The 26,019-nt window shown below is 65.9% G+C and carries 24 protein-coding genes; 8 read left to right on the forward strand and 16 right to left on the reverse strand.

Translation table 11 applies throughout. The features are described 5' to 3' along the window. Positions 1–59 precede the first annotated feature (59 nt). From KRR38_RS18085 to KRR38_RS18115, 7 genes are all read right to left on the reverse strand, one after another. Positions 60–1,814 (reverse strand): sulfotransferase, encoded by a 1,755-nt coding sequence (locus KRR38_RS18085; RefSeq protein WP_217407324.1) that lies wholly within the window; start codon positions 1,812–1,814, stop codon positions 60–62. Positions 1,815–1,819: 5 nt separating this feature from the next. Then, positions 1,820–2,596 (reverse strand): SDR family NAD(P)-dependent oxidoreductase, encoded by a 777-nt coding sequence (locus KRR38_RS18090; protein ID WP_217404189.1) that lies wholly within the window; start codon positions 2,594–2,596, stop codon positions 1,820–1,822. Positions 2,597–2,731: 135 nt separating this feature from the next. Further along, on the reverse strand, positions 2,732–2,869 hold the full coding sequence (locus KRR38_RS18095; RefSeq protein ID WP_217404191.1) for a hypothetical protein: 138 nt from the start codon (positions 2,867–2,869) through the stop codon (positions 2,732–2,734). A 106-nt stretch (positions 2,870–2,975) separates the two neighbouring features. Further along, entirely contained in the window at positions 2,976–6,371 is a 3,396-nt protein-coding gene (locus tag KRR38_RS18100) for an acyl-[ACP]--phospholipid O-acyltransferase (RefSeq protein WP_309141077.1), read from the reverse strand. Between the two features lie 63 nt (positions 6,372–6,434). Beyond that, complete coding sequence (locus KRR38_RS18105) at positions 6,435–7,361, reverse strand: phosphatidate cytidylyltransferase (RefSeq protein WP_217404193.1); 927 nt, start codon at positions 7,359–7,361, stop codon at positions 6,435–6,437. Beyond that, a complete protein-coding gene (locus KRR38_RS18110; protein WP_217404195.1) occupies positions 7,358–7,954 on the reverse strand; it encodes a 1-acyl-sn-glycerol-3-phosphate acyltransferase in 597 nt (198 codons plus the stop codon). The genes KRR38_RS18105 and KRR38_RS18110 overlap by 4 nt, the downstream gene beginning before the upstream one ends. After that, positions 7,951–8,562 (reverse strand): CDP-alcohol phosphatidyltransferase family protein, encoded by a 612-nt coding sequence (locus KRR38_RS18115; protein WP_217404197.1) that lies wholly within the window; start codon positions 8,560–8,562, stop codon positions 7,951–7,953. Before KRR38_RS18115 ends, KRR38_RS18110 begins: the two co-directional genes overlap by 4 nt. A gap of 140 nt (positions 8,563–8,702) precedes the next feature. Here KRR38_RS18115 and KRR38_RS18120 point away from each other — a divergent pair, with 140 nt between their 5' ends. The 7 genes from KRR38_RS18120 to KRR38_RS18150 all read left to right on the forward strand — a co-directional run bounded on the left by KRR38_RS18120 (position 8,703) and on the right by KRR38_RS18150 (position 15,821). After that, positions 8,703–9,293 (forward strand): TetR/AcrR family transcriptional regulator, encoded by a 591-nt coding sequence (locus tag KRR38_RS18120; RefSeq protein ID WP_217404199.1) that lies wholly within the window; start codon positions 8,703–8,705, stop codon positions 9,291–9,293. A gap of 44 nt (positions 9,294–9,337) precedes the next feature. After that, positions 9,338–10,363 carry a biotin synthase BioB gene (gene bioB, locus KRR38_RS18125; protein WP_217404201.1) on the forward strand — a complete coding sequence of 342 codons (1,026 nt, stop codon included), beginning with the start codon at positions 9,338–9,340 and terminating at the stop codon, positions 10,361–10,363. Beyond that, positions 10,360–11,502 (forward strand): 8-amino-7-oxononanoate synthase, encoded by a 1,143-nt coding sequence (locus KRR38_RS18130; protein WP_217404203.1) that lies wholly within the window; start codon positions 10,360–10,362, stop codon positions 11,500–11,502. Before bioB ends, KRR38_RS18130 begins: the two co-directional genes overlap by 4 nt. Further along, a complete protein-coding gene (gene bioD / locus KRR38_RS18135) occupies positions 11,499–12,119 on the forward strand; it encodes a dethiobiotin synthase (protein WP_217404205.1) in 621 nt (206 codons plus the stop codon). The genes KRR38_RS18130 and bioD overlap by 4 nt, the downstream gene beginning before the upstream one ends. Beyond that, positions 12,116–13,372 (forward strand): adenosylmethionine--8-amino-7-oxononanoate transaminase, encoded by a 1,257-nt coding sequence (locus tag KRR38_RS18140; protein ID WP_217404207.1) that lies wholly within the window; start codon positions 12,116–12,118, stop codon positions 13,370–13,372. The genes bioD and KRR38_RS18140 overlap by 4 nt, the downstream gene beginning before the upstream one ends. A gap of 104 nt (positions 13,373–13,476) precedes the next feature. Beyond that, the gene (locus KRR38_RS18145; protein WP_217404209.1) at positions 13,477–14,763 is read left to right on the forward strand and encodes a tetratricopeptide repeat protein; all 1,287 of its coding nucleotides are present in this window, start codon (positions 13,477–13,479) and stop codon (positions 14,761–14,763) included. Continuing rightward, positions 14,715–15,821: a hypothetical protein gene (locus KRR38_RS18150; protein WP_309141198.1), complete on the forward strand. Its 1,107-nt coding sequence runs from the start codon at positions 14,715–14,717 to the stop codon at positions 15,819–15,821. Before KRR38_RS18145 ends, KRR38_RS18150 begins: the two co-directional genes overlap by 49 nt. A 1-nt stretch (position 15,822) precedes the next feature. Here the strand turns inward: KRR38_RS18150 and KRR38_RS18155 are convergent, their stop codons facing one another. After that, positions 15,823–17,043 (reverse strand): CaiB/BaiF CoA-transferase family protein, encoded by a 1,221-nt coding sequence (locus tag KRR38_RS18155; protein WP_217404213.1) that lies wholly within the window; start codon positions 17,041–17,043, stop codon positions 15,823–15,825. Positions 17,044–17,448: 405 nt separating this feature from the next. Between KRR38_RS18155 and KRR38_RS18160 the strand changes: the two genes are divergently transcribed. Then, complete coding sequence (locus tag KRR38_RS18160) at positions 17,449–17,985, forward strand: PilZ domain-containing protein (protein WP_217404215.1); 537 nt, start codon at positions 17,449–17,451, stop codon at positions 17,983–17,985. Positions 17,986–17,995: 10 nt separating this feature from the next. Here the strand turns inward: KRR38_RS18160 and KRR38_RS18165 are convergent, their stop codons facing one another. The 8 genes from KRR38_RS18165 to KRR38_RS18200 form a co-directional block, all read right to left on the reverse strand. Next, positions 17,996–18,514, reverse strand: a complete 519-nt coding sequence (locus tag KRR38_RS18165; protein ID WP_217404217.1) for a glycine cleavage system protein R — start codon at positions 18,512–18,514, stop codon at positions 17,996–17,998. 66 nt (positions 18,515–18,580) lie between these two features. Next, entirely contained in the window at positions 18,581–19,903 is a 1,323-nt protein-coding gene (locus KRR38_RS18170; protein ID WP_217404219.1) for an amidohydrolase family protein, read from the reverse strand. Positions 19,904–20,048: 145 nt separating this feature from the next. Further along, positions 20,049–21,206, reverse strand: coding sequence for an acyltransferase (locus KRR38_RS18175; RefSeq protein WP_217404221.1), 1,158 nt, complete (start codon positions 21,204–21,206; stop codon positions 20,049–20,051). Continuing rightward, positions 21,196–22,275: a right-handed parallel beta-helix repeat-containing protein gene (locus KRR38_RS18180; protein WP_217404223.1), complete on the reverse strand. Its 1,080-nt coding sequence runs from the start codon at positions 22,273–22,275 to the stop codon at positions 21,196–21,198. The genes KRR38_RS18175 and KRR38_RS18180 overlap by 11 nt, the downstream gene beginning before the upstream one ends. A gap of 176 nt (positions 22,276–22,451) precedes the next feature. Beyond that, positions 22,452–22,703: a hypothetical protein gene (locus KRR38_RS18185; protein WP_217404225.1), complete on the reverse strand. Its 252-nt coding sequence runs from the start codon at positions 22,701–22,703 to the stop codon at positions 22,452–22,454. Next, the gene (locus KRR38_RS18190; RefSeq protein ID WP_217404227.1) at positions 22,661–23,917 is read right to left on the reverse strand and encodes a flippase; all 1,257 of its coding nucleotides are present in this window, start codon (positions 23,915–23,917) and stop codon (positions 22,661–22,663) included. Before KRR38_RS18190 ends, KRR38_RS18185 begins: the two co-directional genes overlap by 43 nt. Positions 23,918–23,998: 81 nt before the next feature. Beyond that, the gene (locus tag KRR38_RS18195) at positions 23,999–24,748 is read right to left on the reverse strand and encodes a polysaccharide deacetylase family protein (RefSeq protein WP_217404230.1); all 750 of its coding nucleotides are present in this window, start codon (positions 24,746–24,748) and stop codon (positions 23,999–24,001) included. Next, positions 24,742–25,833: a glycosyltransferase family 4 protein gene (locus KRR38_RS18200; protein WP_217404232.1), complete on the reverse strand. Its 1,092-nt coding sequence runs from the start codon at positions 25,831–25,833 to the stop codon at positions 24,742–24,744. The genes KRR38_RS18195 and KRR38_RS18200 overlap by 7 nt, the downstream gene beginning before the upstream one ends. Between the last annotated feature and the right edge of the window lie 186 nt (positions 25,834–26,019).

Below are 26,019 nucleotides of genomic sequence, written 5' to 3' on the forward strand. Positions count from 1 at the left end.
CTATTGCAGCGCAACATTTTCATGACGCTTTTTTGGCAAGCGTTGCTCAAGCGCCACGGTCAGGGCGCGTCGGGGTAGGCGTCCAGCACCGTGCCGAGGCCCTCGCGCAGAGGCCCGAGCCGGTTTGAAATCGGGCGCCACTGCCCTTCGCCGTCGCGGTTGATCGGGCGGCGAACCTGCTCGCTGCTGGCGGTGCGCACGGCGCGGGCGTTTTCATGGAAGCGCAGGCAGGCGTCCTCGAACGGCAGGCCAAGTGCGGCGAGCAGCGCGCGCGTTTCGGCCTCGGGATCGGCCAGCAGGCGTTCGTGGATCACGCGGTGAACGCGGCCGGGCAGGACCGTGTCGAAGTGCGCCATCAGCCGGACATAGTCGGCGTAGTAGCGGCCGATGTCACCCAGATCATAGGCGAAAGCCTGGCCGCGGGCGAAGTGCTGGCGGAAGTTCGAATAGCCGCAGTCGAGGGGATGGCGCCGGGCGTCGATGATCTTCGCGTTCGGCAGGATCAGGTGGATCAGTCCGACGTAGAGCCAATTGTTGGGCAGCTTATCGATGAAATAGGGCTTGCCCTCGCGCCGCTGCCCGCACGTACGCTCGAGATAACGCTCGCCCAGCGACAGCCAATGCGACACCTCGAGGCCGTCCAGTCGTTGCGGATAGCCGCCTTCGCGGCCCAGTTCGCCGACCAGCGCGGGAATGTCGGGCAATTCCATCGTCCCTTCGACCTGCGAATGGCTCGACAGGATCTGCTCGATCAGGGTCGAGCCGGCACGCGGCAGGCCGAGGATGAAGATCGGATCGGGCGCCGGGCAGCCCGCCCCGGCGCGTGCAGCGAAGAAGGGGGCATCGAACCGCGCGATCGCGGCATCGACCGCCAGCGTCGTATCGGCGGCATCGTAGGGCAGCACGGCGCGGCGCAAGGCATTGCCCTCGGCATAGTGATCGAACGCCGCTTCGGGCCGGCCGAGGTCCTCCGTCGCCTTGCCCAGCGCGAAGTCCAGATGGAACCGATCGTCCTGTGTCGCGCCCGGATCAGCGAGGCCGCCCTGCATCGCGACGACGTCGGCCTCGTCCAGCTTCACCGTCTTGAGGTTGGCGATCGACCACCAGGCCTCGCCGAAGGCGGGCCGCAGCGCGGTGGCGCGGCGATAGGCGGCGATGGCGTCCTCCGTCCGGCCGACGGTCTTGAGCGCGTGGCCATAGCTCATCCAGATCTTCGGCTGGTTCGGCGCCTGGGCCAGAACTTCCTCGTAGAGCGCGATCGCCGCACCGAATTCGCCGACCCGGCCGAGCACCGCGGCGCGCAGGTTGGCGTGGCCGGGATTGTCGGGCTCCTCCTCGGTCAGCCGGTCGAGCTCCGCCAGCGCTTCGGCGGTCTTGTTCTGCCGGTGCAGCACGGTCGCGAGGTTGGCGCGTGCGGCGACGAAGGCCGGCGCCAGTTCCAGCGCGCGGCGCAGCAGCCCTTCGGCATCGCCATTGCGCCCGAGCCGCCCGGCAAGCTCGGCCAGCATCCGGATCGCCGCGACGTCGAACGGATTCTCGCGCAGCCGCCCGCGCAGGATGGGCTCGGCGACATGGAGCTGGTTCTCGATCAGGCCGAAGGCGGCCTTCCGCAGTTCGGGATCGTGCGCCGAGGCGTCGATCGCCGCGAGCTCGGCCTCGGCCGCCCGGTCGGGCTGGCCCAGCGCGTGCAAGGCCCGCGCGGCGAGGCGGTGCGCCTCGGCATCGTTTTCGGGCAAGGCTTCGCAGGCCAGCAAGGCGCGCGCCGGATCCTCGCCGAGCAGCTTGCGGATCGAAAGGTAGGGTTCGCCGCGAATGGCGCTCAAGGCATGGTTCCCAGGTGGCGGCCGGCATCGACAAGCAAGGTCTCGCCGGTGACGTGCCGCGACGCCTGGCTGCCGAAGAACAAGGCGCTGTCGGCAATGTCCTCGGGCTGCGAGGCTAGGCGCAGCGGGTTAGTCGCGATGATGTGGTCGCGCAGCGAAGCCGTATCGATCCCCACCTTGTCGAACCACGGGCTGTCGATGAAGCCCGGGCAGATCGTGTTGACGCGGATCTTCGGCGCCAACGCGTAGGCCAGCGAGCGCGTCATCGTGTTGAGCGCGCCCTTCGAAGCCGAATAGGCGATCGACGAACCGCCCCCGGTCACCCCGGCGATCGATGAGGTGTTGATCACCGCAGCGCGGTCCGACGCCTCGAGCAACGTCCGCGCCGCGCGCGTCATCTGGTAGGGGCCGACGACGTTGACCCGGTAGATGTCCATAAAGTCGTCGCCGGTCAGCGCATCGAGATCGCCATAGGGCCGTGCCCGGGTGATCCCGGCGTTGTTGAACAGCGCATCGATCCGGCCAAAGGGCGCCGCGGCCGCGGCAACGGCCTTGCAGATGGCATCATCGCCGACATCGCCTTTAGCGATCACTGCTTCCGCGCCGGCCTCTCGCACCAGCCCGGCGGTGATCTCGGCCTCGGCGCTGCTGCTGGCGAAGTTGATCACAACGGCCCGCGCACCGCGCTTCGCCGCACCTGCCGCGATCGCGCGGCCGAGCCCGGTCGAGGCCCCCGTCACCACCACCACCGCGCCGTCGTAGGATCGATTCATGCCTAAACTGCTCCTGATGGAGCGAGAGACTAACGTCGGGCGGCGCGAATAGGCAATGGCTGACAGCCCGGGCGTCGCGGAAGTCAGCAAAGGAGCGATTATGCGCCCTTGTCGCGCCTCTCCGCCATGCGCGCTTCATGCGCCCTTCTTTCCCTGGGCTTGGTGGCGCTTATAGGTGCGCTGCTCAGAATGATAGCGCCAATAGGCCACTCCGCCGATCGCGAAGACAACGAGCAGGCCGATAAGGAGGTAGGCGGTTGCGAGGCGGTCCATGCGTAGCTCCGGTTCGGAAGCTGATACGCTGGGGCGCATCAACGTCGGGCGATACCTCTCATATCCTGACAGGGTCAGTCGTTCCAACTCTACGAGCGCGGAACGGCTACCCTGCCGCCATTTGCCCCAGCGTCACGTAGTCGATCTTGCCGGTCCCCAGCACCGGCAGCGCGTCCAGCGCGCGTATGTCGCGCGGTACCATCAGTTCGGTGACGCCGTTGCCGCGCGCCCATTCCTGAAGGGCCTTCTGGTCGGGGTTCTTTGCCGTGGTGAACAGGATGAGCTGCTCGCCCTTCTTGGGATCGGGCCGGGTGACGACGGCATGCTCGGCGCCGGGCCATACCGCTGCGGCATAGCTCTCGACCGCGGGCAACGAGACCATCTCGCCGCCGATCTTGGCGAAGCGCTTGGCGCGGCCGCGGATCGTGCAGAAGCCGGCTTCGTCGAAGGTGACGATATCGCCGGTGTCGTGCCAGCCGCCTTCGGGCGGTTGCAGGTGCCCGGGATCGCTCGCCAGCAGGTAGCCGGCCATGACGTTGGGGCCGCGGATAAACAGGCGGCCGCCTTCGGCGATGCCGGGAACGTCGTCGAGCCGCGCCTCGATCGCGGGGAGCAGGCGGCCAACGGTGCCGGCCTGGTAATGCATCGGCGTGTTGACCGCGATCACCGGTCCGGCCTCGGTCGCACCGTAGCCTTCCATGATGCGCAGGCCGAATTTCTCCGCGTAGATCGCGCGCGTTTCGGGACGCACGCGCTCGGCGCCGGCGAAGATGTAGCGCAGCGAGTAGAAATCGTAGCCGTGTGCCATGCGGGCATAGCCCGAGAGGAAGGTGTCGGTACCGAACAGGATCGTCGCGTTGGCGTCATAGGCCAGCGCGGGGACGATCCGGTAGTGCAGCGGGCTCGGGTAGAGCACAGTGCGGATGCCGTTGAGCAGCGGGAGCAGAGTGCCACCGGTCAGGCCGAACGAGTGAAACACCGGCAATGCGTTCAGCACCACGTCGCTGGCGTTGAAGTCGATCCGCGCGGCGAGCTGGGCGAGGTTCGACAGCAGGTTGCGGTGGGTCAGGACGACGCCCTTGGGCGTGCCTTCGGAACCCGAGGTGAAGAGGATGACCGCGGGCGCATCGGGCGCGATGCCGAGCTTGCGGTGGCGCGCCGCAACACCGCGGCTGGTCAGCGTCGCCCAGAGCTTGGCGCCGCCGCTGATGCTCGCGGAGATGTCCTCCAGGTAGAGCACGCGCTTGCCATCGTTCTCGAGCGCGGCGACCACGTCGTGCAGCTTCGACTGGTCGACGAAAGCGCGGGCGGTGACGATCGTGCGGATCTCCGCGGTCGTGCAGGCCGAGCGCAGGTTGGCCAGGCCGACGGTGAAGTTGAGCATCGCCGCGACGCGGCCAAATGCCTGCAGGCCGAAGAAGGCGACCACCACCCCGTTCACGTTGGGCAACAGCAGGCCGACGTTCTCACCCGGGCGCGTGACCGCGGCGAGCTGTCTGCCCAGCAGCTCTGAAGCCATGAGCAGGCGGTCATAACCGATCGGCTCGCGCTTGACGTCCTCGACCAGCGGCTTCTTGCCGCCGTGGATATGGCGCGCCTCGCAGAGCGCCTCGAACAGCGTGCGATTGATGTCCGTGGTATCGAAGATCATCCGGCTCATCTCGTCATAGAGACGGCGGCCGGCGATGGCGCGGCGTTCGCGCGCGCTCATTTCGCCTTCTATGGCGAAGCGGCGCGGCGGCAGGACGGTCAGCGTGATCTTGGGGAACCAGCGCTGGCGGACCTTGCCCTTCATGTAGGAGGCAGGCGTGTACTGCGGCCCGTCGAGGCGTAGTGGGATGATCGGCGCATCGGCCTTGTCGGCGACCATGCCCGGCCCGTCGAACACCTTCATGAGCGCGCCGGTGACGGTGATGCGGCCTTCCGGGAAGATCACCAGGGTGCGCCCTTCCTTCACCGCGCGGACCATGGCCTTGGCCGCCATCGGGTTGGTCGGGTCGACCGGGAAGGCATCGAACAGGCCGAGGAACGGCTTCACCCACCAGGCCTTGGCGATGTGCGTGTTGATCGCGAAAGTCGGCTTGCCCGGAAGGAAGGCGCCGAGCAGCACGCCGTCGAGCAGGCTCAGGTGGTTGACCACGACGACGGCCCGCTCGCCGGGCTTGGGCATATGCTCGATGCCGCTGACCTCGACACGGTAGAGTGCGCGTAGGATGAGGCGGATCAAGCTCTTGAACAGAGTCTCGGGCAGCAGCCAGATCGAGATCAGCGCGACGACCAGCGTCGCCAGGCCAAGCGCGAGAATCAGCCCCGGTACGTCGACGCCCAGCGCCAGCAACCCGCTGATCGCCAGGACGCAGAGCACGGCGACGCCGGCGTTGATGATGTTGTTGGCAGCGATGATCCGCGAACGTTCCTCGGCCGGACTCTTGACCTGAAGGATCGCATAGAGCGGCACGATGAACATGCCGCCCGAGAAGGCGACGACGCCGAGGTCGATGAGGATGCAGATCGAACCTGGCGTGGCGAGGAACTGGTCGACCGAGGCATTGGCGGTCTGCACCACGAAACCACCGGTCGAGAGCGAGAGGTCGATCAGGCCGAGCGCCAGCCCCAGCGCCGAGATCGGCACGTAGCGCGCCGACACTTCTCCGCCGAGCAGCTTGTTCACCGCCAGCGAGCCCACGGCGATCGTCAGCGAGAAGACGACGAGGAACAGCGTCGCGACTTCCTGCTTGGCCGCGAGCGTGCCGCTGACCAGCGGGGCGAATTCGGACACCAGCACCGCGCCGGCGGCGAAGAACCAGCTGATCCCGAGGATGCAGAGCCAAACGCCGCGGCCGTGGCGCGCGGCGCCCATGATCTCAATGGTGCCGCGCCAGATGTTCCAGTCGACGGGGTGGTCGCCCCGCATCGGCGGCGCGGGCGGGATCGCCAGGGCGGCGAGATAGCCGAGCGCGGCGATGCCCATCGCGGTCAGCCCCGCCTCCCAGGCCGGAATGAACTGCGCGAGCAACTGGCCGCCGAGGATCGCAAGGAAGGTCCCCGCCTCGATCAGGCCGGTGCCGCCGGTGATCTCGTTCGGGCCGAGGTGCTGGGGCAGAATCGAATATTTGACCGGGCCGAACAGCGTCGAGTGCAGCCCCATGAAGAACAGCGCGGTCAGCAGCGCGGGGATCGACTGGAACCAGAAACCGGCGAGGCCGATCGTCATGATCACGACTTCGGCAAGCTTGATCCAGCGGATCAGCCGTGCCTTGTCGATGCGGTCCGCCAGCTGTCCGGCGAGCGCGGAGAACAGGAAATAGGGCAGCATGAACAGGCCGGTCGCGATCACCGCGAGCATTTCGGCCTTGGCCGGCTCGGTCTTGTAGATCACGAAGTTCGCCAAGAACAGCATGGCGAATTTCAGCAGGTTGTCGTTGAACGCGCCCAGGAACTGGACGACGAACATCGGCGCAAAGCGGCGCTTGGCCAGCAGCGACAGGTCAGGTGCGGACACGGCTATTCCCCTATTCGCGCCGACGACTAGCACTCAAATGCTTAATCGTCGGCGATGAAATGGTTACGACGCGAAGAAGTAGTTGGTGAGGTGAAAGAATACGGGTGCGGCGAAAGAGACCGAGTCCATGCGGTCGAGCACGCCGCCGTGGCCTTCGATCATCGTCCCCCAGTCCTTGGCGCCCAGCGAGCGCTTGACCGCCGAGAGCACGAGCCCGCCGACGAAGCCCGCCAGGACGATGGCCAGCGCCATCAGCGCGGCCTGCCAGGGCGCGAAAGGCGTGATCCACCAGAGCGCAGCGCCGACCGCGGTGGCCGAAAGGCCGCCGCCGATCAGACCTTCCCACGTCTTGGCCGGGCTCACGCGCGGGGCGACCTTGTGGCGGCCGAAGAGCTTGCCGAACACGTACTGGAGCACGTCGGAAAGCTGGACGATCGTGATCAGGAAGAACAGCAGCAGGAAGTTCTGCCCCTCGAACCCAGGGATATGCAGGATCAACAGCGCGGGCGCATGGCTGATGCAGAACACCGTCAGCATCAGCGCCCACTGGATGCGCGCGGTGCGGGCGAGGAAATCCTCGGTCTCGCCCTTGAGCACGGCCAGCGCGGGCAGAGCCAAGAAGGCCCAGACCGGGATCAGGATCGCGAACAGGCTCTGCCACTGATCCCAGATCAGCCAGTACTGCAGCGGGATGAACAGGTAGAAGGCGACCGCAACGGCGCGGTGATCCTCGGGCCGCGTCGGCGTGATCGAGAGGAACTCGCGCAAGGCGTAGAACGAGGTCAGCGCGAACAGCGCGATGGTCAGTTCCCGGCCGACGAGGAAAGCGACGGCAAAGACCGCGACCATCGCCCACCACGCCTTGATGCGGGCATTGAGGTTGGCGACGGTTTCGTTCGGGCCGCGGCGCGAGAGCAGGAAGCCCACCGCCGAAGCGATCAGCAACAGCACGAATACACCGCCGATCAGCAGGATCATCTTGTCGTTCACCGGACATCTCCCAGCGCGCAGACCGCCTGGCGGGCGCGTTCGAGGAACAGGGGCTTGGGTTCGTCCGCCCAGCGCTCCAGCGGCTTGCCGAAGCTGACCACGCAACTGATCGGCGCGGGCAGGATCGCGCCCTTCGGATAGGCGCGGGCGAGATTGGTCAGATAGACGGGGACCAGCTCGACGCCCGGATAGTCGCGGGCGAGGTGATGGAGCCCACCCTTGAACGGGCCCGGCACGGCTTCGCTGTGGCGCGTGCCTTCGGGGAACAAGATCAGCGAGTGCCCTCGATCGAGTGCTTCCGTGAGCGGGCCAAGCGGATCGTGGCGGGCGGAGCGGTCGACCAGCACAGCGTTCAGGACCTTAGTGGCGACGAAGCGATGCAGCGGGGTCCTGCCCCAATAGTCGAGCGCGGCGACGGGATGCGTCGTGGTGCGCAGTTCCTTCGGCAGCGCCGCCCAGAGAATCACCGTGTCGAGATGGCTCGAATGGTTGGCGAAGTAGATGCGCTGGCGCGGCGCTGGCGCGCTGCCCTCCCAGCGGGCGTGGCCGCCGACGAGGAAGCGGGTCGCACCGATGATGATCTGGGCGATCATCGTGCCGCCTCCCGCAGCGTACGCGCCTGGCGCATCAGGCGGCGGACGCTGGTAACGGCCGCACCGAAGCAGATCGCCGCGAGGACAACAGGCATGCCGGCAACGAAAGGACTCAGCACCGCGCCGAGCGTTAGCAGCGCCATACGGTGCTGCTTGGCCATCGGGCCGCAGAAATCCTGCGTGAGGCCGATCGAACCGCCAAGCGCGCGGACATAGGCGGTGCCCATCGCGAGCAGCGCCGCGGCCCAGCCGAGCGTCGGCATGCCGGCGCCATAGCCTGCCGCGACGAGCAGCAGCGCATCCTCGATCCGATCCGGGAACTCGTTGTAGAGCGCCCCCGTCGGCGACTTGCGTCCGCCTTCGACCGCGAGCAGGCCGTCCATCAGATTGGCCAGCAGGCGCAGCTGGATGAACAGCGCGCCGCCCAGCCAAAGCAGCGGTAGTTCGGGTGCAAAGGCGAAACAGGCGGCGCCCACGGCGGCAAAGCCGATGCCCGCCACCGACACCGCATTGGGCGTCAGCGGCGTCTTCTGCAGCAACCGGGCGAGCGCGCCGGCCCAGCCGGTCTGGCGCGATTTTAGCGGTCTTCGGTTCGCAAGCTCACTCATGGCTCGTCCTCCAGGCGCGGCTTTCGACTCGCCGCGAGGCTGAAATCGCATAGAATTATACACCGTTCAATTAAAATATTAGACGGTGTTCAATTGTATGGCTAAACTCACATTCCGAAGGCGAGCACAACGGAGGTTTCATGGGCCGGCGATCCGATCATTCGCGCGACGAACTGCGCGAGATGATCGTGCACGAAGGGCATCGGCAGATGAGCGAGGTCGGCTTCGCGAAGTTCTCGGCGCGAGAGGTGGCCAAGGCGATCGGATACTCGATAGGCACGCTCTACAACGTGTTCGGGTCCTACGATCAGCTGATCCTGGCGATCAACGGCCGCACGCTCGACCTCTGGCTGGTCGATCTCGAAGTGCGGCTCGTCGGGCAGAGCGAGGCGCGGTTACACGCCGCAGTGGGCGCCTATTTCGATTTCGCCCTGCGCCACCGCAACGCCTGGACCGCGCTCTACGACTTCCGCCTGCCGGCAAGCGAGGTCATGCCGCCCGAATACCAGCGCAAGGTCACTGCGATCACCGACGTCGTCGTCCGAGAGATCGCCGCCGCGCTGCCGGACCGGCAGAAGGACAAGGCCCCCGCCCTCGCCCGCTCGCTGCTCGCGACGGTGCATGGCCACTGCTATTTCGAACTCAACGGCACTTTCGCGCTGCTGGGCGAGGAGCATCCGCTGGCCGCCGCGCTCGCGCGCGTCGATGATGCGCTGGCGCAATATCGGTAGCGGTATTGGATCCCGCGACGGACAAGTCTAGTGCACCGCAGCATATGGCCCAGAATCCTGAAACGCTTCAGCAGACCCGCACCGACTGGACCCGCGACGAGATCGCCGCGCTGTTCGACCTGCCTTTCACCGAGCTGGTCTTCCGCGCCGCCGAGGTCCACCGCGCGCACCACGATGCCGGCGCGGTCCAGCTCTCGACCCTGCTCTCGGTCAAGACCGGCGGCTGTCCCGAGGACTGCGGCTACTGCTCGCAGTCGGTGAAGGCGGAAAGCGGCGTCAAGGCGACCAAGCTGATGGACGTGCGGGCAGTGCTGCAGTCCGCGGCGCGCGCCAAGGACGCGGGCTCGACCCGCTTCTGCATGGGCGCCGCCTGGCGCAATCCCAAGGACCGCGACATGCCCGCCATCATCGAGATGGTCCACGGGGTGCGCGCCATGGGCATGGAAACCTGCATGACGCTGGGCATGCTGACCGAAAAGCAGGCCGACATGCTGGCCGCGGCGGGTCTCGACTACTACAACCACAACATCGATACATCGCCCGAGAAGTACGGCGAGATATCGACGACCCGCACCTTCGAAGACCGGCTCGATACGCTGAGCAACGTCCGCAAGGCAGGCATGAACGTCTGCAGCGGCGGCATCGTCGGCATGGGCGAAGCGCGCGGTGATCGCGTGGGCTTTATCCACGCGCTCGCGACCTTGCCCGAGCATCCGCAGTCGGTTCCGATCAACGCGCTGATGCCGGTTAAAGGTACGGTGCTTGGCAACATGCTCGAGGGCACGCCGCTCGCCAAGATCGACGACATCGAGTTCGTCCGCACGGTCGCGGTGGCGCGGATCACCATGCCCGAGTCGATGGTTCGACTCTCGGCCGGCCGCGTATCGATGTCCGAAGCGACCCAGGCGCTGTGCTTCATGGCCGGCGCCAATTCAATCTTCTCCGGCGAGACGCTGCTCACCACCGAAAACCCCGGCGAAGACACCGACGCCGCGCTTTTCGCCAAGCTGGGCCTGCGGCCCATGGCGATCGAAGAACTGCGCGGCTGCTCGCGCGAAGCGGCGGAATGACCGGTGACGAGCCGGTCTTCTCCGCGCAGGCGGAGGACCTGGCACGGCTGGCGGCGCAGTCGCGCCAGCGCCGGCTGATCCCCGAGACCGGGATCGACTTCGCATCGAACGATTATCTCGGGCTCGGCCGTTCGGGCCTGCTCGTCGATGCCGCGCGGGCAGCGCTCGATCGCGGCGTGCCCGTCGGCTCGGGCGGCTCGCGGCTGCTGCGCGGCAACTGCGACGAGCATGAAGCGCTCGAGGCCGAGGCCGCGACCTTCTTCGGCAGCGAGAGCGCGCTTTGGTTCGCCACCGGCTATGCCGCCAATTCGGCGCTGTTCTCGACATTGCCGCAGCGCGGCGACCTCATCGTCCACGACGAACTGGTCCACGCCAGCGCGCACGAGGGCATGAAGCTCGGCCGGGCCGAAACCGTCTCGGTGCGCCACAACGACCCCGACGCCTTCGAACTCGCGATCCGCCGCTACCGCGCAGACGGCGGCACCGGACGAGTCTGGCTGGCGGTGGAAAGCCTCTATTCGATGGACGGCGACCGCGCGCCGCTGGACGCCCTCACCGCGATCGCCGATCGCCACGATGCTGTCCTGCTGATCGACGAAGCGCACGCGACAGGCGTGTTCGGAGAGGGCGGTCGCGGACTGGCCGACACCATATCCGGCCGCGAGAACGTCATCACCTTGCGCACCTGCGGCAAGGCGTTGGGCTGCGAAGGCGCGCTGGTCTGCGCGCCCGCAGTGGTCAAGGACTTCCTTGTCAACCGGGGCCGCGGCTTCATCTTCTCGACCGCGCCCTCGCCGCTGATGGCCGCCGTGGTGCGCGCCTCGCTCGAGATCGTTCGCACCCGCCCCGAACTGCGCGAGGCGCTGTGGGCGCGCGTGCGCCACGCCGAGACCCTGCTCGGCCTTCTCGGCGCGCAGATCGCCGGCTCGCAGATCATTCCGCTGATTATCGGACCCGACGACCGCACGATGCAGCTCGCCGGCGCGCTGCAGGCGGCCGGCTTCGACGTGCGCGGCATTCGCCCGCCGACCGTGCCCAACGGCACTGCGCGGCTGCGAATTTCGGTCACGCTCAATGCCTCGCTCGGCCAGATCGGCGATCTCGCCGCAGCCCTCGCCGAAGCCACCGCCAAGGCATGAGCCGCTACGTCGTCACCGGCACCGATACCGGCATCGGCAAGACCGTGGTCGCCGCAGGCCTCGCCGGGCACCTGCACGCCCGCTACTGGAAGCCGGTGCAGGCAGGGCTCGACGACGAGACCGACAGCGATACCGTGCGGCGGCTGACCGAGGGCCGCGCGGAAGTCCTGCCCGAAGGCTATCGGCTGGTCACGCCCTGTTCGCCGCACGAAGCCGCGCGGATCGACCAGGTGCGGATCAATCCCGCGACGCTCGCGCTGCCCGCCGGCGACGGCCCGCTGATCGTCGAGGGCGCGGGCGGCGTGCTGGTGCCGGTCAATGACGAGGCGCTCTACGCCGACCTCTTCGTACTGTGGCGCCTGCCCGTGGTCCTCGTCGCACGTACCACGCTCGGCACGATCAACCACAGCCTGCTCTCGCTCGAAGCCCTGCGCGCGCGCGGCCTCCAGGTCGCAGGAGTGATCTTCTCGGGTGAGGAGAACGCGCCCAGCGAGCAGGCGATCATCGAGTTCGGCCAATGCCGCCATCTCGGCCGCCTGCCCCGGCTCGATCCGCTGACCCCGGCCGCGCTGGCCGAGGCCGTCGCCCATAACATCCGCATGGACCTGCTGGCATGAGCCCGATCTGGCACCCCTTTACCCAGCACGGCTTGCAGGAGCCGATCCCGCTGGTCGAGCGGGCCGAGGGTGCGGCGCTCTACCTCGCCGACGGGCGCCGCATCGTCGACGCCATCTCGTCCTGGTGGGTGACGACGCACGGCCACGCGAACCCGCACATCGCCGCGGCCATCGCGGTCCAGGCCGCGCAACTCGACCAGCTCATCTTTGCGGGCTGGACGCACGAGCCGGCCGAGACACTGGCGCGCAATCTCATCGCCCTGATGCCGCATCCGCTGGCGCATGTGTTCTTCTCGGACTCAGGCTCGACGAGCGTCGAGGTGGCACTGAAGATGGCGCTCGGCTTCTGGCACAACCGCGGCGAGCCGCGGCACCGTATCCTGGTGATGGAGCACTCCTACCACGGCGACACGATCGGTGCGATGTCGGTCGGCGCGCGCGGCGTGTTCAACCGCGCCTACGAAAAGCTGCTGTTCGACGTCGGCACTATCCCGTTCCCGAAGGCCGGCAGCGAACAGGCCACGCTCGACGCGCTCGATGCCGCCTGCCGGGCCGAGCCGGTCGCCGCCTTCATCGTCGAGCCGCTCGTGCTTGGCGCGGGCGGCATGCTGATGTATTCGCCCGACACGCTGCGCGCGATGCACGCAATCTGCGAGCAGCACGGCGTGCTGTTCGTCGCCGACGAGGTCATGACCGGCTGGGGCCGCACCGGCACCCTGCTCGCCTGCGAGCAAGCCGGCATAACGCCCGACATCATCTGCCTGGCCAAGGGCATCACCGGCGGATCACTACCGCTCGCCGTCACGCTAGCGACGCCGGCGATCTTCGAGGCGCACTGGTCGACCGATCCGGCCAAGCAGTTCTTCCATTCGTCGAGCTATACCGCCAACCCGATCGCCTGCGCCGCCGCCAATGCCAACCTGCAGATCTGGCGCGACGAGCCCGTGCGCAAACGCATAACCCGGCTCGCCGAGCGGCAGGCTGCGATGCTGGGCGAGTTGGCCAAGCTGCCACGCGTCGCCAATGTCCGCCAATGCGGCACGATCATCGCGCTCGACGTGGTCGACACCGAAGGCGCCGGTTACCTTTCCGAGATCGGCCCGCGACTGCGCGAGAGCTTCCGCAGCGCACCCGTGTTGCTGCGCCCGCTGGGCAATACGGTCTATGTCATGCCGCCCTATTGCATCGACGAGACCGACCTCGGCAGCGTCCGCGATGCCATCGTCGAAGCGGTCACTTCGCTCGGGAGCTAAGGGCAAACACGTAGCGGTGTGGTTACCCGACATGATTAACCATCGGTTTAGAAGATCGTGCGAAATCTGCCCCAGCCGGCGCAGAAGGGGACGATCGACAGGCCATGAGCAGCCTTGAAACCGCGATGATCAAGGCCCGGGGCGCCGAGAAGCGCGGCGACTTTGCCGAGGCCGAGCGGCTCTACGGCGCGGTCCTGCAGAAGTTTCCCGGCAATGCGCGCGCGCGTAAGGGCATGGACGAACTGTTCAAGGCCCGTGCCCTTGCGCTGGCGAATACCGATACGCCGCCGCAGGAGGCTCTCGACGCGCTTTCCGAAAGCTACCGGCAGCGCCAGATGCTGCAGGTCGTCAGCCAGGCCGAGGCGCTGCTCGTCTCGTACCCGCGCGCGATGATCGTCCACAACCTGCTGGGCGCCGCGCTGCTGTCGATTGGCGACTATGCGCGTGCCGAAGAAGCCTTGCGCACGGCCCATGCGCGCGGCGTGCGCCATGCGGCGATCTGCAACAACCTGGGCATGGCCTTGGCCAATCTCGACCGGCCTACCGAAGCCGCCACCTTCTACCGCGAGGCGATCGCGCTCGACCCGAACCATGCCATCGCCCGCAACAACCTCGGCAACGCGCTGAAGAAGTGCGGCGCGCTGGCAGAAGCGGTCAATGCCTTCGAACAGGCCATCGCGCTCCAGCCCGACTATGCCGATGCCTGGAACAATCTCGCCCTGGCGCTGGAAGCGCTCGGACGCCTGGAGAACGCGCAGGACGCCTTTCGCCGGGTCCTGACGCTCAAGCCGGACCACGCCCCTGCTTGCAACAACCTCGGCAACCTGCGCGCCAGCCTCGGCGACCTGAGCGGTGCGCTTGCTCTCTACGAAGAAGCGCTGCGGATCGATCCAAACCACGCGGATGCGCATTTCAACCTCGGCAACCTCTATAAGAAGCAAGGCAGACTTGCCGAGGCGAACGCGGCTTACGAATGCGCCAAGGCCGCGCGCCCGAACTATGCCGACGCCTGGGCCGAGCAGGGCAAGGCACTGGTTCTTGAAGCCAAGCTCGACCTGGCGATCGCAGCATTCGACCAGGCGCTGGCGATCAATCCCGGCCATGTCGTCGCACGGACCCATCGGCTGTTCTACCAGGCGCATCTCTGCGACTGGTCGGCCTTAGCGGACTGGCAGGCACTAGACGAAGCGGCCGATACGGCAATCTCGCCGTTCGCGGCGTTGACCTTCGGAGACGATCCCGCTGCGCAACTCCGCCGCTCGCGCGCCTGGGCAGCACAGACCTTCGGCCGGAACACGACCCCCTGCCCGCACCTGCGCCCGCCAAGGACGGCCGTATCCGGATCGGCTACTTCTCCGCCGACTTCCACGATCACGCGACGCTCTACCTGATGGCGGGCCTGCTGCGCGAGCATGACCGCAGCCGGTTCGAAATCCACGCCTTCAGCTACGGCCCCGCGCTCGACGATGCGATGCGCCGGAAAATGATCGCTCACACCGACAGCTTCTCCGACGTGCGCGAACTGGCGGATAGGGACATCGAGGTGCTTGCGCGCGGCATGAACCTCGACATCGCCGTCGATCTCAAGGGCTATACGCAGAACGGCCGCACGCAGATCTTCGCCCGCCGCCTCGCGCCGGTGCAGGTTTCCTACCTCGGCTATCCGGGTTCCTGCGGCGCCGACTTCATCGACTACCTCGTCGCCGATCGGGTGGTTATCCCGGTCGAGCAGGAGAGCCATTACTCCGAGAAGCTGATCCTGCTGCCCGGCAGCTACCAGCCGAACGACGACCGACGCGCGATCGCCGAGACCACATGCGCGCGCGCCGACCACGGCCTGCCCGAAGGCGCCTTCGTGTTCTGCAGCTTCAACCAGAGCTACAAGATCAGCCCCCGCGAATTTGCCATCTGGATGCGGCTGCTGGGCCGCGTCGAGGGCAGCGTGCTCTGGCTGCTGAAATCGAACGTCTGGGCCGAGGCGGCGCTCCGCAAGGCCGCGGCCGAGCACGGCATCGCACCCCAGCGCCTCGTCTTCGCCGGTACGCTGCCGCACGCCGAGCACCTCGCGCGCCATCGCCACGCAGACCTGTTCCTCGATACTTTCAACGTCAACGCGCATACCACCGCAAGCGATGCGCTCTGGGCCGGCCTGCCTGTGATCACGCTCGCCGGCCGCCAGTTCGCGGCGCGGGTGGCAGCAAGTCTGCTCCACGCCATCGGCCTGTCCGACCTGGTCACCGAAACGCCCAAAGCCTACGAAGCGCTGGCGCTCGATCTCGCCACGCAGAGCCAGAAGCTGGCGGACGTCAAAGCACGGCTCGGCGCCAATCGTCTTGCCACGCCGCTGTTCGACACCGTCGGCTATACGCGCAAGCTAGAACAGGGCTTCACCGAAGCATATCGTCGCCACACCGAAGGGCTACCGCCCGGCGAGATCGTTATTCGCTGACCTAGCCGATCGCCTTGCTCTCCTTGAGCGCGGCAATCTCCTCCCACGACAGGCCCATGCCGAGCAGTGCCGCCTCGGTATGCTCGCCATGCTCGGGGGCGCGGGTCGGCTGGTTGGGCCGTTCGTTGAACTGCACCGGACTGGTGACCATGGTGATGTCCTTGCCGTTGATCATCTCGACATCGGCGAGATAGCCGTTGGCCGCCACTTGCGGGTCGTCGTGGACTTCGAGCGGAGTCTGGAACGGCGACCAGACGCCCTTGGCCTTGGCCAGCACCTGCACCCATTCGGCGAAGTCACGCTGGAGGAACATTTCGTCGAGCATCTCGACACAGGCGCGATTGTTCGCCTTGCGCGCATCCATGTCCTTGTAGCGCGGATCGTCGATCCACTCAGAGTGGCCGACCACCTGGCAGAAATCGGCCCAGTAGCGGTCGGCATCGAGCATCACGAGGATGATGAAGCGCCCGTCGCGCGTGCGGTAGTTGCCCGAAAGCGGATTCCACGTGGCCTTGCGGTCATAGGCCGCGGCCGGTGCGGCCTGGCCGGCGTTGAGCTTGGCATACATGATGTCGGGCGCGAGTTGCCACATGCCGACACCCATCAGCGAGACGTCGACGATCGGCGCCTCGCCCGTCTGCCCGCGTTGAAACAGCGCCGCGGAGATCGCGCCGGCAATAGTGATCCCGCCGACGACGTCGCCGAAAGCCGGGCGCTGCATGATCGGATATTCCGATCCCTTCGGCGTGAACACCTCGCCGAAGCCGACACGCGACCAATAGGCCGCCGCGTCGTAGCCACCGCGCTGCTTGTCCGGCCCGCGCTGGCCGTAGCCCGAGCCGCGGACGTAGATGATGTTCGGATTGTGCGCGCGGATGTGCTCGGGATCGATTTGCAGCCGGCGGCGCGCATCGGGCCGATAATTGGTCAGGAACACATCGCATTCCTTGGCCATCCGGTAGAGCGCCTCGCGGCCCTGCGGGTTCTTGAGGTCGATCGCCACCGACTGCTTGCCACGGTTGGTCATCTGGAAGCTGGCATCGACGCCGTCGTAAGTGCCGCGCAGGCCCGCGGTCACCAGGCCGCGATAGGGATCGCCCGTCACCGGATGCTCGATCTTGATGACCTCGGCTCCCCATTCGGTCAGGACGCCGCCGGCGATCGGCACGAAGACATGGCTGGCCAGTTCGAGGATGCGCACGCCGGCAAGAGGTTTGTTCACGTCGTTCTCCCGTTTTCGACATTTTGAACCTCGCGCAAGCGAGGCAAGTCAAGGTCTGTTATCGCGAGACGGGAAACAAGCAAGCGCTCGGTACGTCCGCGAGCAGATTTCCTTTGGCCGCCTAGCAAGAAAGGGTGGTCTCGATCGGGCAATGCAAAGGGTGTTGCAACGGGCATTTTGCGCTGGCGCCCTATGACTTCAGCTACACCAGGCAAAAATAGTCTGGCGCAGATAATATTCTAACCAATAGACTAATCGGCTTCAGCGATAAATAATCGGCCTTTCTTAACAACCCCTCGCTCTGTCTTATCACTCAAAACGGATGGATCTCCACGCTGTCCCTAGTGCCCGATCAACATATCATTAAGTCAATTGGACAACCATGCCCACTCGACGGAGATCGGCATGTCTGCACTCAAAGCACATTGGGAAATCACGCGATCCCTTCAGGACGGCCGTTCCGCGCGCCGCCGAAAATTGAGCTTGGAATCGCAAGGGACGACATCTTCGGGAATCGCTGCAGATGTTCTGATCCATAACCTGTCCACGAAGGGATTGTTGATCGAAACTTCCGCGAAACTATCGATCGGGGAAGTACTTGGGGTGGAAGTGCCTCATGCGGGCGCTACATTGGCAGTCGTCATGTGGAATAGCGGCGACTTGTTCGGGTGCGAGTTCGTCGCGCCCGTTCCAAACGCCGCGATCAGCGCTTCGCTGCTACAAAATCCGATCGAGCGGCTGAGCGCGGTCCCTGCAACCGAAGTACCCCTGCTTCGACAAGACAGCGGCAGCCCAGACATCGGCGCCGAGGTGGACGCCGCGACCGATGGGGCGGCGATCAAGAGCGCCCGGTTGCCGCTCCGCACCCGGGCACTGATCATCGTGGGCTCGTCGCTGCTGGCGTGGACGCTGATAATCTGGGTGATCGCGCGCAGCCTCTGACAAGGCCGGCTCAGGCCGGCTTAAGCGTGAAGTCCACCATGATCTCGCCAGAAATCGCTTCGAGCGCGGCCTGTACATCGTCAGGCGAGGTACCTTCCGGCACGGTCAGCCGCGCGGTAGCCCGGAACAGACGCTCAGCGGACATCGAGCCGATCTCGGTGCGCGTGGCAAAGTCCTCGATGTTGACGCCGAGGCCGGCCAGCACCCCGGTCACCTCGTGGACGATGCCCGGCCGGTCCTGCCCGACGAGTTCGAACCACAGCGGCTTGCCCGCGACCGGCGGCGTCTCGCCTGCAGGTGCAATCGAAACGATCAGGCCGCCGGCATTGAGGGCCTGCACGGCGCGTTCCAGTTCGCCCAGCCGCTCGGCATCGAGCTCCACCAGAACCGCACCGGCATATTTGCCGCCGAGATGGGCGAGATTGCTTTCGAGCCAGTTGCCGCCCGCGGCGAAGACCGCCTCGGCAAGGCCCTGGGTCAGGCCGGGACGGTCGCCGCCCACGGCCGAAAGGATGACGCTGGTTTTCATGATCAGCGCTCTAGGCTTTCCTGGCGCCCGAGGAAAGCGGCCCGGCCGTAGCCGGGCCGATTCCAATCAGGCGTCGGCCGGTTCGGCGTGGCGACCGAACATGGCGACGACGTCGCCCGAGGTCACGGGGCGGACTTCGCCGACCTGGGCCGGACGCTCGCCGCTCTGCGACTTGATCGACACGTCGACGCCCTTGGCCTTGGCCTTCGCACGCAGCGCGCCAACCGAAAGCGTCTCGCGCGTGTTCTCCTTGAACGGATTGAACTTGAACTCGCGCATGGCATTGAGGTGGGTGATCTTGTCGATCTGGTTGTCGGTCAGGTGGCCGACCGACTTCCACAGCACTTCGGGGGCATGCGGCCAGGGCGTGTCCGAGTGCGGATAGTCGACCTCGTACATCACGCGGTCCTCGCCGATGAGATCGAGGTTGCGCAGGCCATAGGCGTCGTCAATGAAGCAGCTGGTGAAGTGCTTCTTGAACACGTCACTGGGCTTCTGGCCTTCGAAATAGATACCCGAATGGGTCCAGGCGCGATGCTGTTCGTTCGAGTAGTCGGCGCGTTCGAGCAGGTAGGGGATCCAGCCGATGCCGCTTTCCGACAGCGCGATCTTCATCGTCGGGTAGCGCTTGAGCGCGGCGAGATTCAGCCAGTCGGCCGCGCCGAAGGCCACGGCCATCGGCATCGTCGCGATGTTCACCTCGATCGGCGATTCCATCGACGGGTGCGGGCTGACATTGCCGCAGCCGATGTGCAGGCAGACCGCGGTGTCGTTGTCGACCAGCGCCTTCCAGAACGGCTCCCAGTGGTCGCTGTGGACGCTGGGCAGGCCGCGCTTGGTCGGGTTGTCGTTGAACACGACGGCATGGCAGCCCTTGTCGGCCAGGCGCTTGACCTCGGCGGCCATCAGGTTCGGATCCCACAGCGGCAGCAGGCCGAGGGGGATGAAGCGGTCGGGATAGGCGCCGCACCACTCGTCGATGTGCCAATCGTTGTAGGCACGCAGGTGGGTAAGCGAGAGGTTCCGGTCGGGTGCGTTGAGATAGACGCCGCCGTCCATCCCCGCGAGGCTCGAGAAGTTCATCGACGAGGCGATGCCGTTGACGTCCATGTCGTCGACGCGCGCGTGGACGTCGTAGCAGCCCTTGCGCAGCTGGCTGAGGTTGGTCGGCTCGAAGCCGTATTCCTCGCGCGGGCGGCCGACCACGGCGTTGAGCGCGACCGAGCCCATCTGTGCGCCCTGGTATTCCCAGTAGTTGGCGCCGTTCTCACGCTCGCGCAGTTTGGGCGCGGTGGCATAGGCTTCACCGGACAGCTGGTTGTCGAAGACTTCGGCGGGTTCGGTGATGTGATCATCGACGCTGATCAGCACCATATCTTCCATTTTCATCGCAGACACTCCCGGGGATTCTTTTACCCGACCGGTCTGCTGCAACTGTTCGGGCGGATCAATGCCTATTCCGCCGCGGTCCGTGCCCGGCGGGATGGCGCGTGCATTCATCGCCCGGGCGAGTTTTCCACACGGTTTAGAGTCGTCAATTCGCTTCCGCTGCAGCGGATTGATCCGGCCAGGGCCTGGACGCGAATGCAGACACGCGCGAACGCCGCCGGAACGCCTCAAGGACCGGCTTCTCGAGGAAGTGCCACGACACCGCAGCGAAGGGCAGGACGGCGACGAAGTTCGCCAAGGCCAGCTGGCCGGCGCTCAATCCGGGCCACCACGCTGTCACCAGGACCATAACGGGATAGGCGTAGATGTAGATACCGTAGCTGTAGTCGGGCAACCGCGAGATCGACGGCGTCCAGCGCAGCGGGCGGAAGCCGAAATAGAGCACGGCATAGGCCGTGAACAGAAGCCGCGTCAGGAAGGCGATGGGGGTGTGGGCCGCCAGGAGCTGGACCGCCAGCAGCGCAAGGACGACACCGCCGTGCAGCCGGATGCGATCCCGCCAGAGGGCAGCGGCGCAACCGGCGAGGAACAGCGGAAACAGCCGCGCGGACTGCTCCAGCCAGTAAGTGGCAGCAGGGACGTGGGTATGGACCATATCCTGCAGGCCGGAGAGATACCACAGCCCCATGAACAGCATGGCCGCAGGCAGGACGAAGTAGGTCATCGTCCTGGCGCCCGTCATTCCGAGCAGGCTGAGCAGGATGAGCCCGAGATAGCAGCGCATTTCCCAGGGCAAGGTCCACAGCGAACCGTTTAGCGTGCATAGCGCGGTCGGATCGCCGCAATGGACGCCGGTCAGATCGTAGTAGGCTTTCATGAAGCTGAGATTGCCCAGCAGGAAGCGGAGCGTCTCGCCGCCGAAATAGCGCGGCAGGCTGGCGGTGGTATAGGCAATGCCGAGCAGCGTGGCACCGAGCACGAAAGCGAGCAAAGCGGGGTACATCCGGGCCAGTCGGGCCAGGAAGAAGCGCCGACGATCGTGATGCCGCACCAGGCTGCGAAACACGAGGAAGCCGCTGAGAAAGAAGAAGCCGTCGACGGCGACCCAGGATACCGGCACGCCCAGCCAAGGCGACAGCCAGTCCACCTCGTCCAGGCCCGTCGCCTGGTAATAGCAGTGCGAAACGATGACGGCCGATGCGAGAACGAGCCTCACCAGCGTGAGATTGTTGTTCTGAGGCTCCAGCGATTTGGGTGTTATCCGAAAGCCCCAGTGGGGCTTCGGGTAGGCATCACTGGCCATTGCTCGCTTCCGCGGGGAGGTGCTTGGCCTTCCATGCCCTGCTTGCGGCCGCCGCGTCGGCGGGCGGCACGATCATGCGACGGTTGTTGCCCAGTTCCGCCTTGGCCTGCAGGTTGGAATTGTCCTTCATCAGGTCCTGCGCCACGTTGTCTTCCAGCTCGAGCGCATTCGCCTTGACGAGCTTGATCCAGTTCTGCTGGCCGTCCAGGGGAACGACGACATTGCCGCGAACCGACCCGCTGGCGGCACCGGCAATCGTGATCCCGTGATACATCGAACCGATCACGATATTGTTCGTGATCTCCAGGTTCGCGTACGGATTCCTGTCCGTTTCGTCGGTCACGAAGATGCCCTGCATCAGGCCGCCCGCGCCCTTCTCGATCAGGTTGTCCTTGACCACGATGTCCGTTTGCGCGGTCTGGTTTCCGAGGGTGAATATCTGGACACCGTCCGGATGGTCTCCCGGTGCGGGATGGGCGCTCGAAATGTAATTGCCGCTGATCACAGACTGCGAAGCATCGCTCGCCTGGATCGCATCGGAGCCAAAATCGTGAATGATGTTGTCCGCGACGACGACCTGGCGCGTCCCGATGAGCCGAATTCCGTTCGACACGAGCGAGACCTTGAGTCGCTTGAGCGACACCTGCTTGCTGTTGTGAATATAGACCCCGCCCGGGACGTTGCCGTCGGGCGGCGATTGGCCGACCACGTCGAGTTCGGAAAGGTCGATACCGGAACCGTCATCGACCTGTACGCGCCAGGCGAGGCCCTCGATGCTCCCCCCGAAACGCAGCCCCGAGAGGGCAATGCGATTGCCGCCGTCGATCACGATCGTCTCGAACGACGCCGGCTGAGCGGGGTTGTCGGACAGAAGCGTGAGCCCCTTCGCGGCGCCCAGGTTGACCCGGCCATAGCTGCCGGGCTTCAAGGCGATCGTGGCGCCGTCGAGATCGCATTTGAGCAGCGCCTCGAGATCGGCCTTCGATGCGGCGACATAGCGGTGCCCGGGCTGCTTGGAGCAGGTGCCCATGAGAGCCGCGCGCGGTCCACCGACTGCCTGGGCGGTCACGATTACTGCGCCCAGAACCAGGCCCGCAAGCAACAGGGATTTTCGCAAGTCGGGCCTCATGGTTGCAGCTTCACAAGATCGTCGTGCGCCGAGCATAGACCTTTGTCCTGCATCGGCCACCCCTATCTCATGCCGCGGCTTGTCCCGCCGTTAGACGTAGGCTCGCGCCGGGCCTATCAGGCTTGCCGGGTGCCCCGTGCGGTCCAGGTCGCGATGGTGCCCTTGACCCGCAACTTGAGTTCCGGGGGAAGCGTCGCCCAACTCAGGACGGCCATAGCCGCCAGCGCGATCAGCACTGCCGCCCACCAGACCGGGCTGTCGTAGGTCGCTTGCGCCGCCAGAACGAGACCGGCGCCGAGCAGCCCCGCATAGGAGAGAAGGAGCTTCAGATCCGGATAGCGCCGCTCGCAGCGTAGGAGAGCAGGCAATAGTCGCCGATGTTCCGCAGGATCAGGGCGATCGCGCAGCCGACAAGCCCGAAGTTCTTCATGCAGAAGTACAGAAGCGCGAGGTAGATCAGGATCTCGATCCCGTAGACCTTGACCACCATGTCCGGGCGGCCCGAGGCCTGCATCCGGCTGTAGGGGACGACCGCGAAGGCGTTGATCCAGAAACCGAACACCAGCAGCCGGCCGACCGTGGCGGCCTGATCGCCCAGCGTCGGCCCGACCCACAGATTGAGGAAGGGGTGGAGCAGCAGGATAGCGACCAATGTCGGTCCGCCTAGGGCGCTTGCCAGCGTCTCGGTCGCCCGGTTCGACAGGCTGTCGCGTTCCTCCGGAGAGGCTGTGGGAAGGCGGGGAAACAGCGCCGTCATCAGCGAGATCGGCACGATCCCGATGCGCTGGGCCAGCTGGAACGGGATGGTATAGATCGCCACGGCGGCCGCGCCGATGACGGCGCCGATCGCGAAGCGATCGAGCATGACCAGCGCCGGGGCGACCAGCGAGGTCAAAGCGACCCAGCCGCCATAGCTCAGCAGCGCGCGCGCTTTCGAGCGGTCGAAGCGCGGGGCAAGTCGATGCGCGACCGTGAAGTAGCATCGCAGCCAGAGCACCATGATCGCGACCACCCGCGCCAGGATCGCCGCGAGCAGAAGCCCCCAGAGGTTGGGCCCGAACCACCAGGCGACGGCTAGCGGAAAGAGCTGGAACAGCGAGGTCGACGTGATCGAGACCATGTTCGTCCAGAGGAACTGCCCCCGACCCATGAGGGCGCCGGACAGAACCCCCGTCAGCGTCGCGATCGGGACGGCGAAGGCAAGCAGCCCGATGCTCGATATCACTTCGTCGCGAAGCGCGCCGTCGACCTTGAACAGATAGGAAAAAAAGTAGTGCGAGCAGAGCCAGAGCACGGCGCCGCCGACCACCCCCATGCCGAGATTGATGATTACGGCCGACCAGAACACGCCGGCCCGCTCTTCTTCGCTCGCATCCTTGAGAGCCGCGATCTGGTAGGTCGTCGCCCGCCCCAGCCCCAGGTCGAACAGGCCGAAATAACCCAGGAGCACCCAGGCGATCGCGAGCACACCATAACGGTCTGCGCCGACCAGCTTGATGTAGAGCGGAACCGTAACCAGCGCGAGCACCAGCGGAATGGCCGAGCCGACCAGGTTGTAAGCGGTATTGCGTCCGATGCTCATTTGCTCAGCTTCTTCAAGGTGCCCGGAACCCGGGGCCGTAGCTATGTGCTGCTATTGCCCATGCCATGATAAGGTTAACGGCTAAGCACGGAACCAAGGCGTCTTGACCGCCGGCCCAAGGGTGACGAGCTTTTCGACGCTCACCGGCTGGATATTTCGGTCGGCGAGGCCCGACAGGATCAGATCGACCATGGCAACGCGGTCGAACGCCGGCGGGCTGTCTCCCGCAGGCATCTCCATGCCGTCATGCAGCAGGATGATGTCGCCGCTCGCCACGTTGCCAAGCGCTTTGTCGCAGGCCGATTGCGGCGTCTGCTCGATCCAGTCCTCGGCGTAAGGCCCCCAGCCGACGATCTCGAAGCCCAGCAGGCGGGCAACGGCCAGAGTGGAAAACGACTGCGCACCGAACGGAGGCCGGAAATGTTCGACCTTCCTGCCGGTGAGGTGCTCAAGCTCGCTTTTCGCGGCGGCCAGGCGGCTGCGGACTTCGCCGAGCGGCAGTGTGGTCAGCCGGTCGTGCCGGTCGCAGTGAAGCGCGACCTCGTGGCCTTCCGCGATCATGCGCGCGATCAGGGCGGGCTGGTCGCGCGCCCGGTCGGTCAGGACGAAGAAGGTGGCCGTGGCGCCGTATTCGGACAGTTTGTCCAGCACCCGCGGTGTGACGAGATCATCGGGGCCGTCGTCGAAAGTCAGGGCGACGGCCCGCGTCGACGATCGAACGCGTTCGATCGTGCCTATGGGCGACAGGATCGGCTCGACGAGGTGTTTCGCTCTGCGACGCGTCGAGGCGCTGAGCCCCGTTCGCGCGCATTGCGAAAGAAAGGTCAGCACGCCTGCTCGCCCCATTCCTGCTGGAGCTCCGACTGCCATTGCCGCCGCACCAGAGTGCCGACTTCGTGGGCCCAGGCCGGCCAGTTCAAGCGTCGCTGGCTATAGTTCATCGCGGCGTGGGCCATGTCGATATACCGCGACCGGTCGCTGAGCAGGGCGTTTATCTCGTTGGCGAACTCTGCCGGACCGGCGGAGGTATCGAGCAGGATGCCGGTTTTACCCGGATCGAAATTGCCCGACACGCCGCCCGTATCGTAGGAGATCGACGGCACGCCGAACGATGCCGCTTCGGCCACGACCACGCCCAGCGCCTCGAACTGCGTCGGCAGGATCAGGATGTGGGCGTTCTGGAAAAGCCCGGTCAGCCGATTCCGGTCGGCCTCGACGTTCTTGTTCAGGAACCCATGGAAGGTGACGCCCTCGATCGTCGGCGGGGGCGTCGAAGGCACGCAGCCGGCAATATCGAGATGGACGCGGCATCCCCGGTCACGCAGCAGTTCAGCGGTCTTCAGGGCGATGTCGCCGCCCTTCCCGACCCAATCGACCCCGACGAACAGGATGCGCCATTCGTCGAGCGACCGCTCCTCGGGCGGCTTGATATCGACCGACGGCAAGTTCGCGCCCCACGGCACCTGGAATGCCCGATCGGGCGCCGCCGCATGATCCTTGATTGCGGAAGCCTGGGCCCAGCGCGAGGGGAAGAACGCAGCGATCGATCCGGAAATGCTGGTCGTTTCCAGCTCGGCCGCGCTGGCCTTGAGATTGGCGCTGAGCGCGTTGTGCCGCGGGTTGTAGTTGACCATGGCCGACTGCGTCGCATCCGACACGAAGACCGTCTTGTTCGTGCCGGTGAGGAGCGCGCAGATCGGCGTCGCGGCGACGACGAAGACCATGTCGGAATCGCTGCGCTTGAGCTGCTCTACCGTCGGCCCCGCGCCGAAGCGGGTCCAGGCCCGCGACCAGAAAAGGTCGATCTTCCCCAGGCTCAGCCTGCGGACGAGGCGACGGAAAAACGGGAATCCGGGCCGCCAGGGCTTTCTGATGACGACGCCGAGATCGAACTCTTTTCCCAACGCCTGCAGCATGTGAAAAGGCGTTCCAGACCAAGTATGGATATCGAGCGGGTCCCCGGCGCAGACGAAATCGATTTTCAACTTTTCGGAAGCTGACATACTCGGTCGGTCCATCCTCGCGCTCGTCCGTTACCGCCTGTCCGATAGCACAAAAGTCGTTAGCGGGATGGCATGCCAGGCGCTAGGTCAAAATAGGCA

Source organism: Novosphingobium sp. G106 (assembly GCF_019075875.1).
GTDB lineage: Bacteria > Pseudomonadota > Alphaproteobacteria > Sphingomonadales > Sphingomonadaceae > Novosphingobium.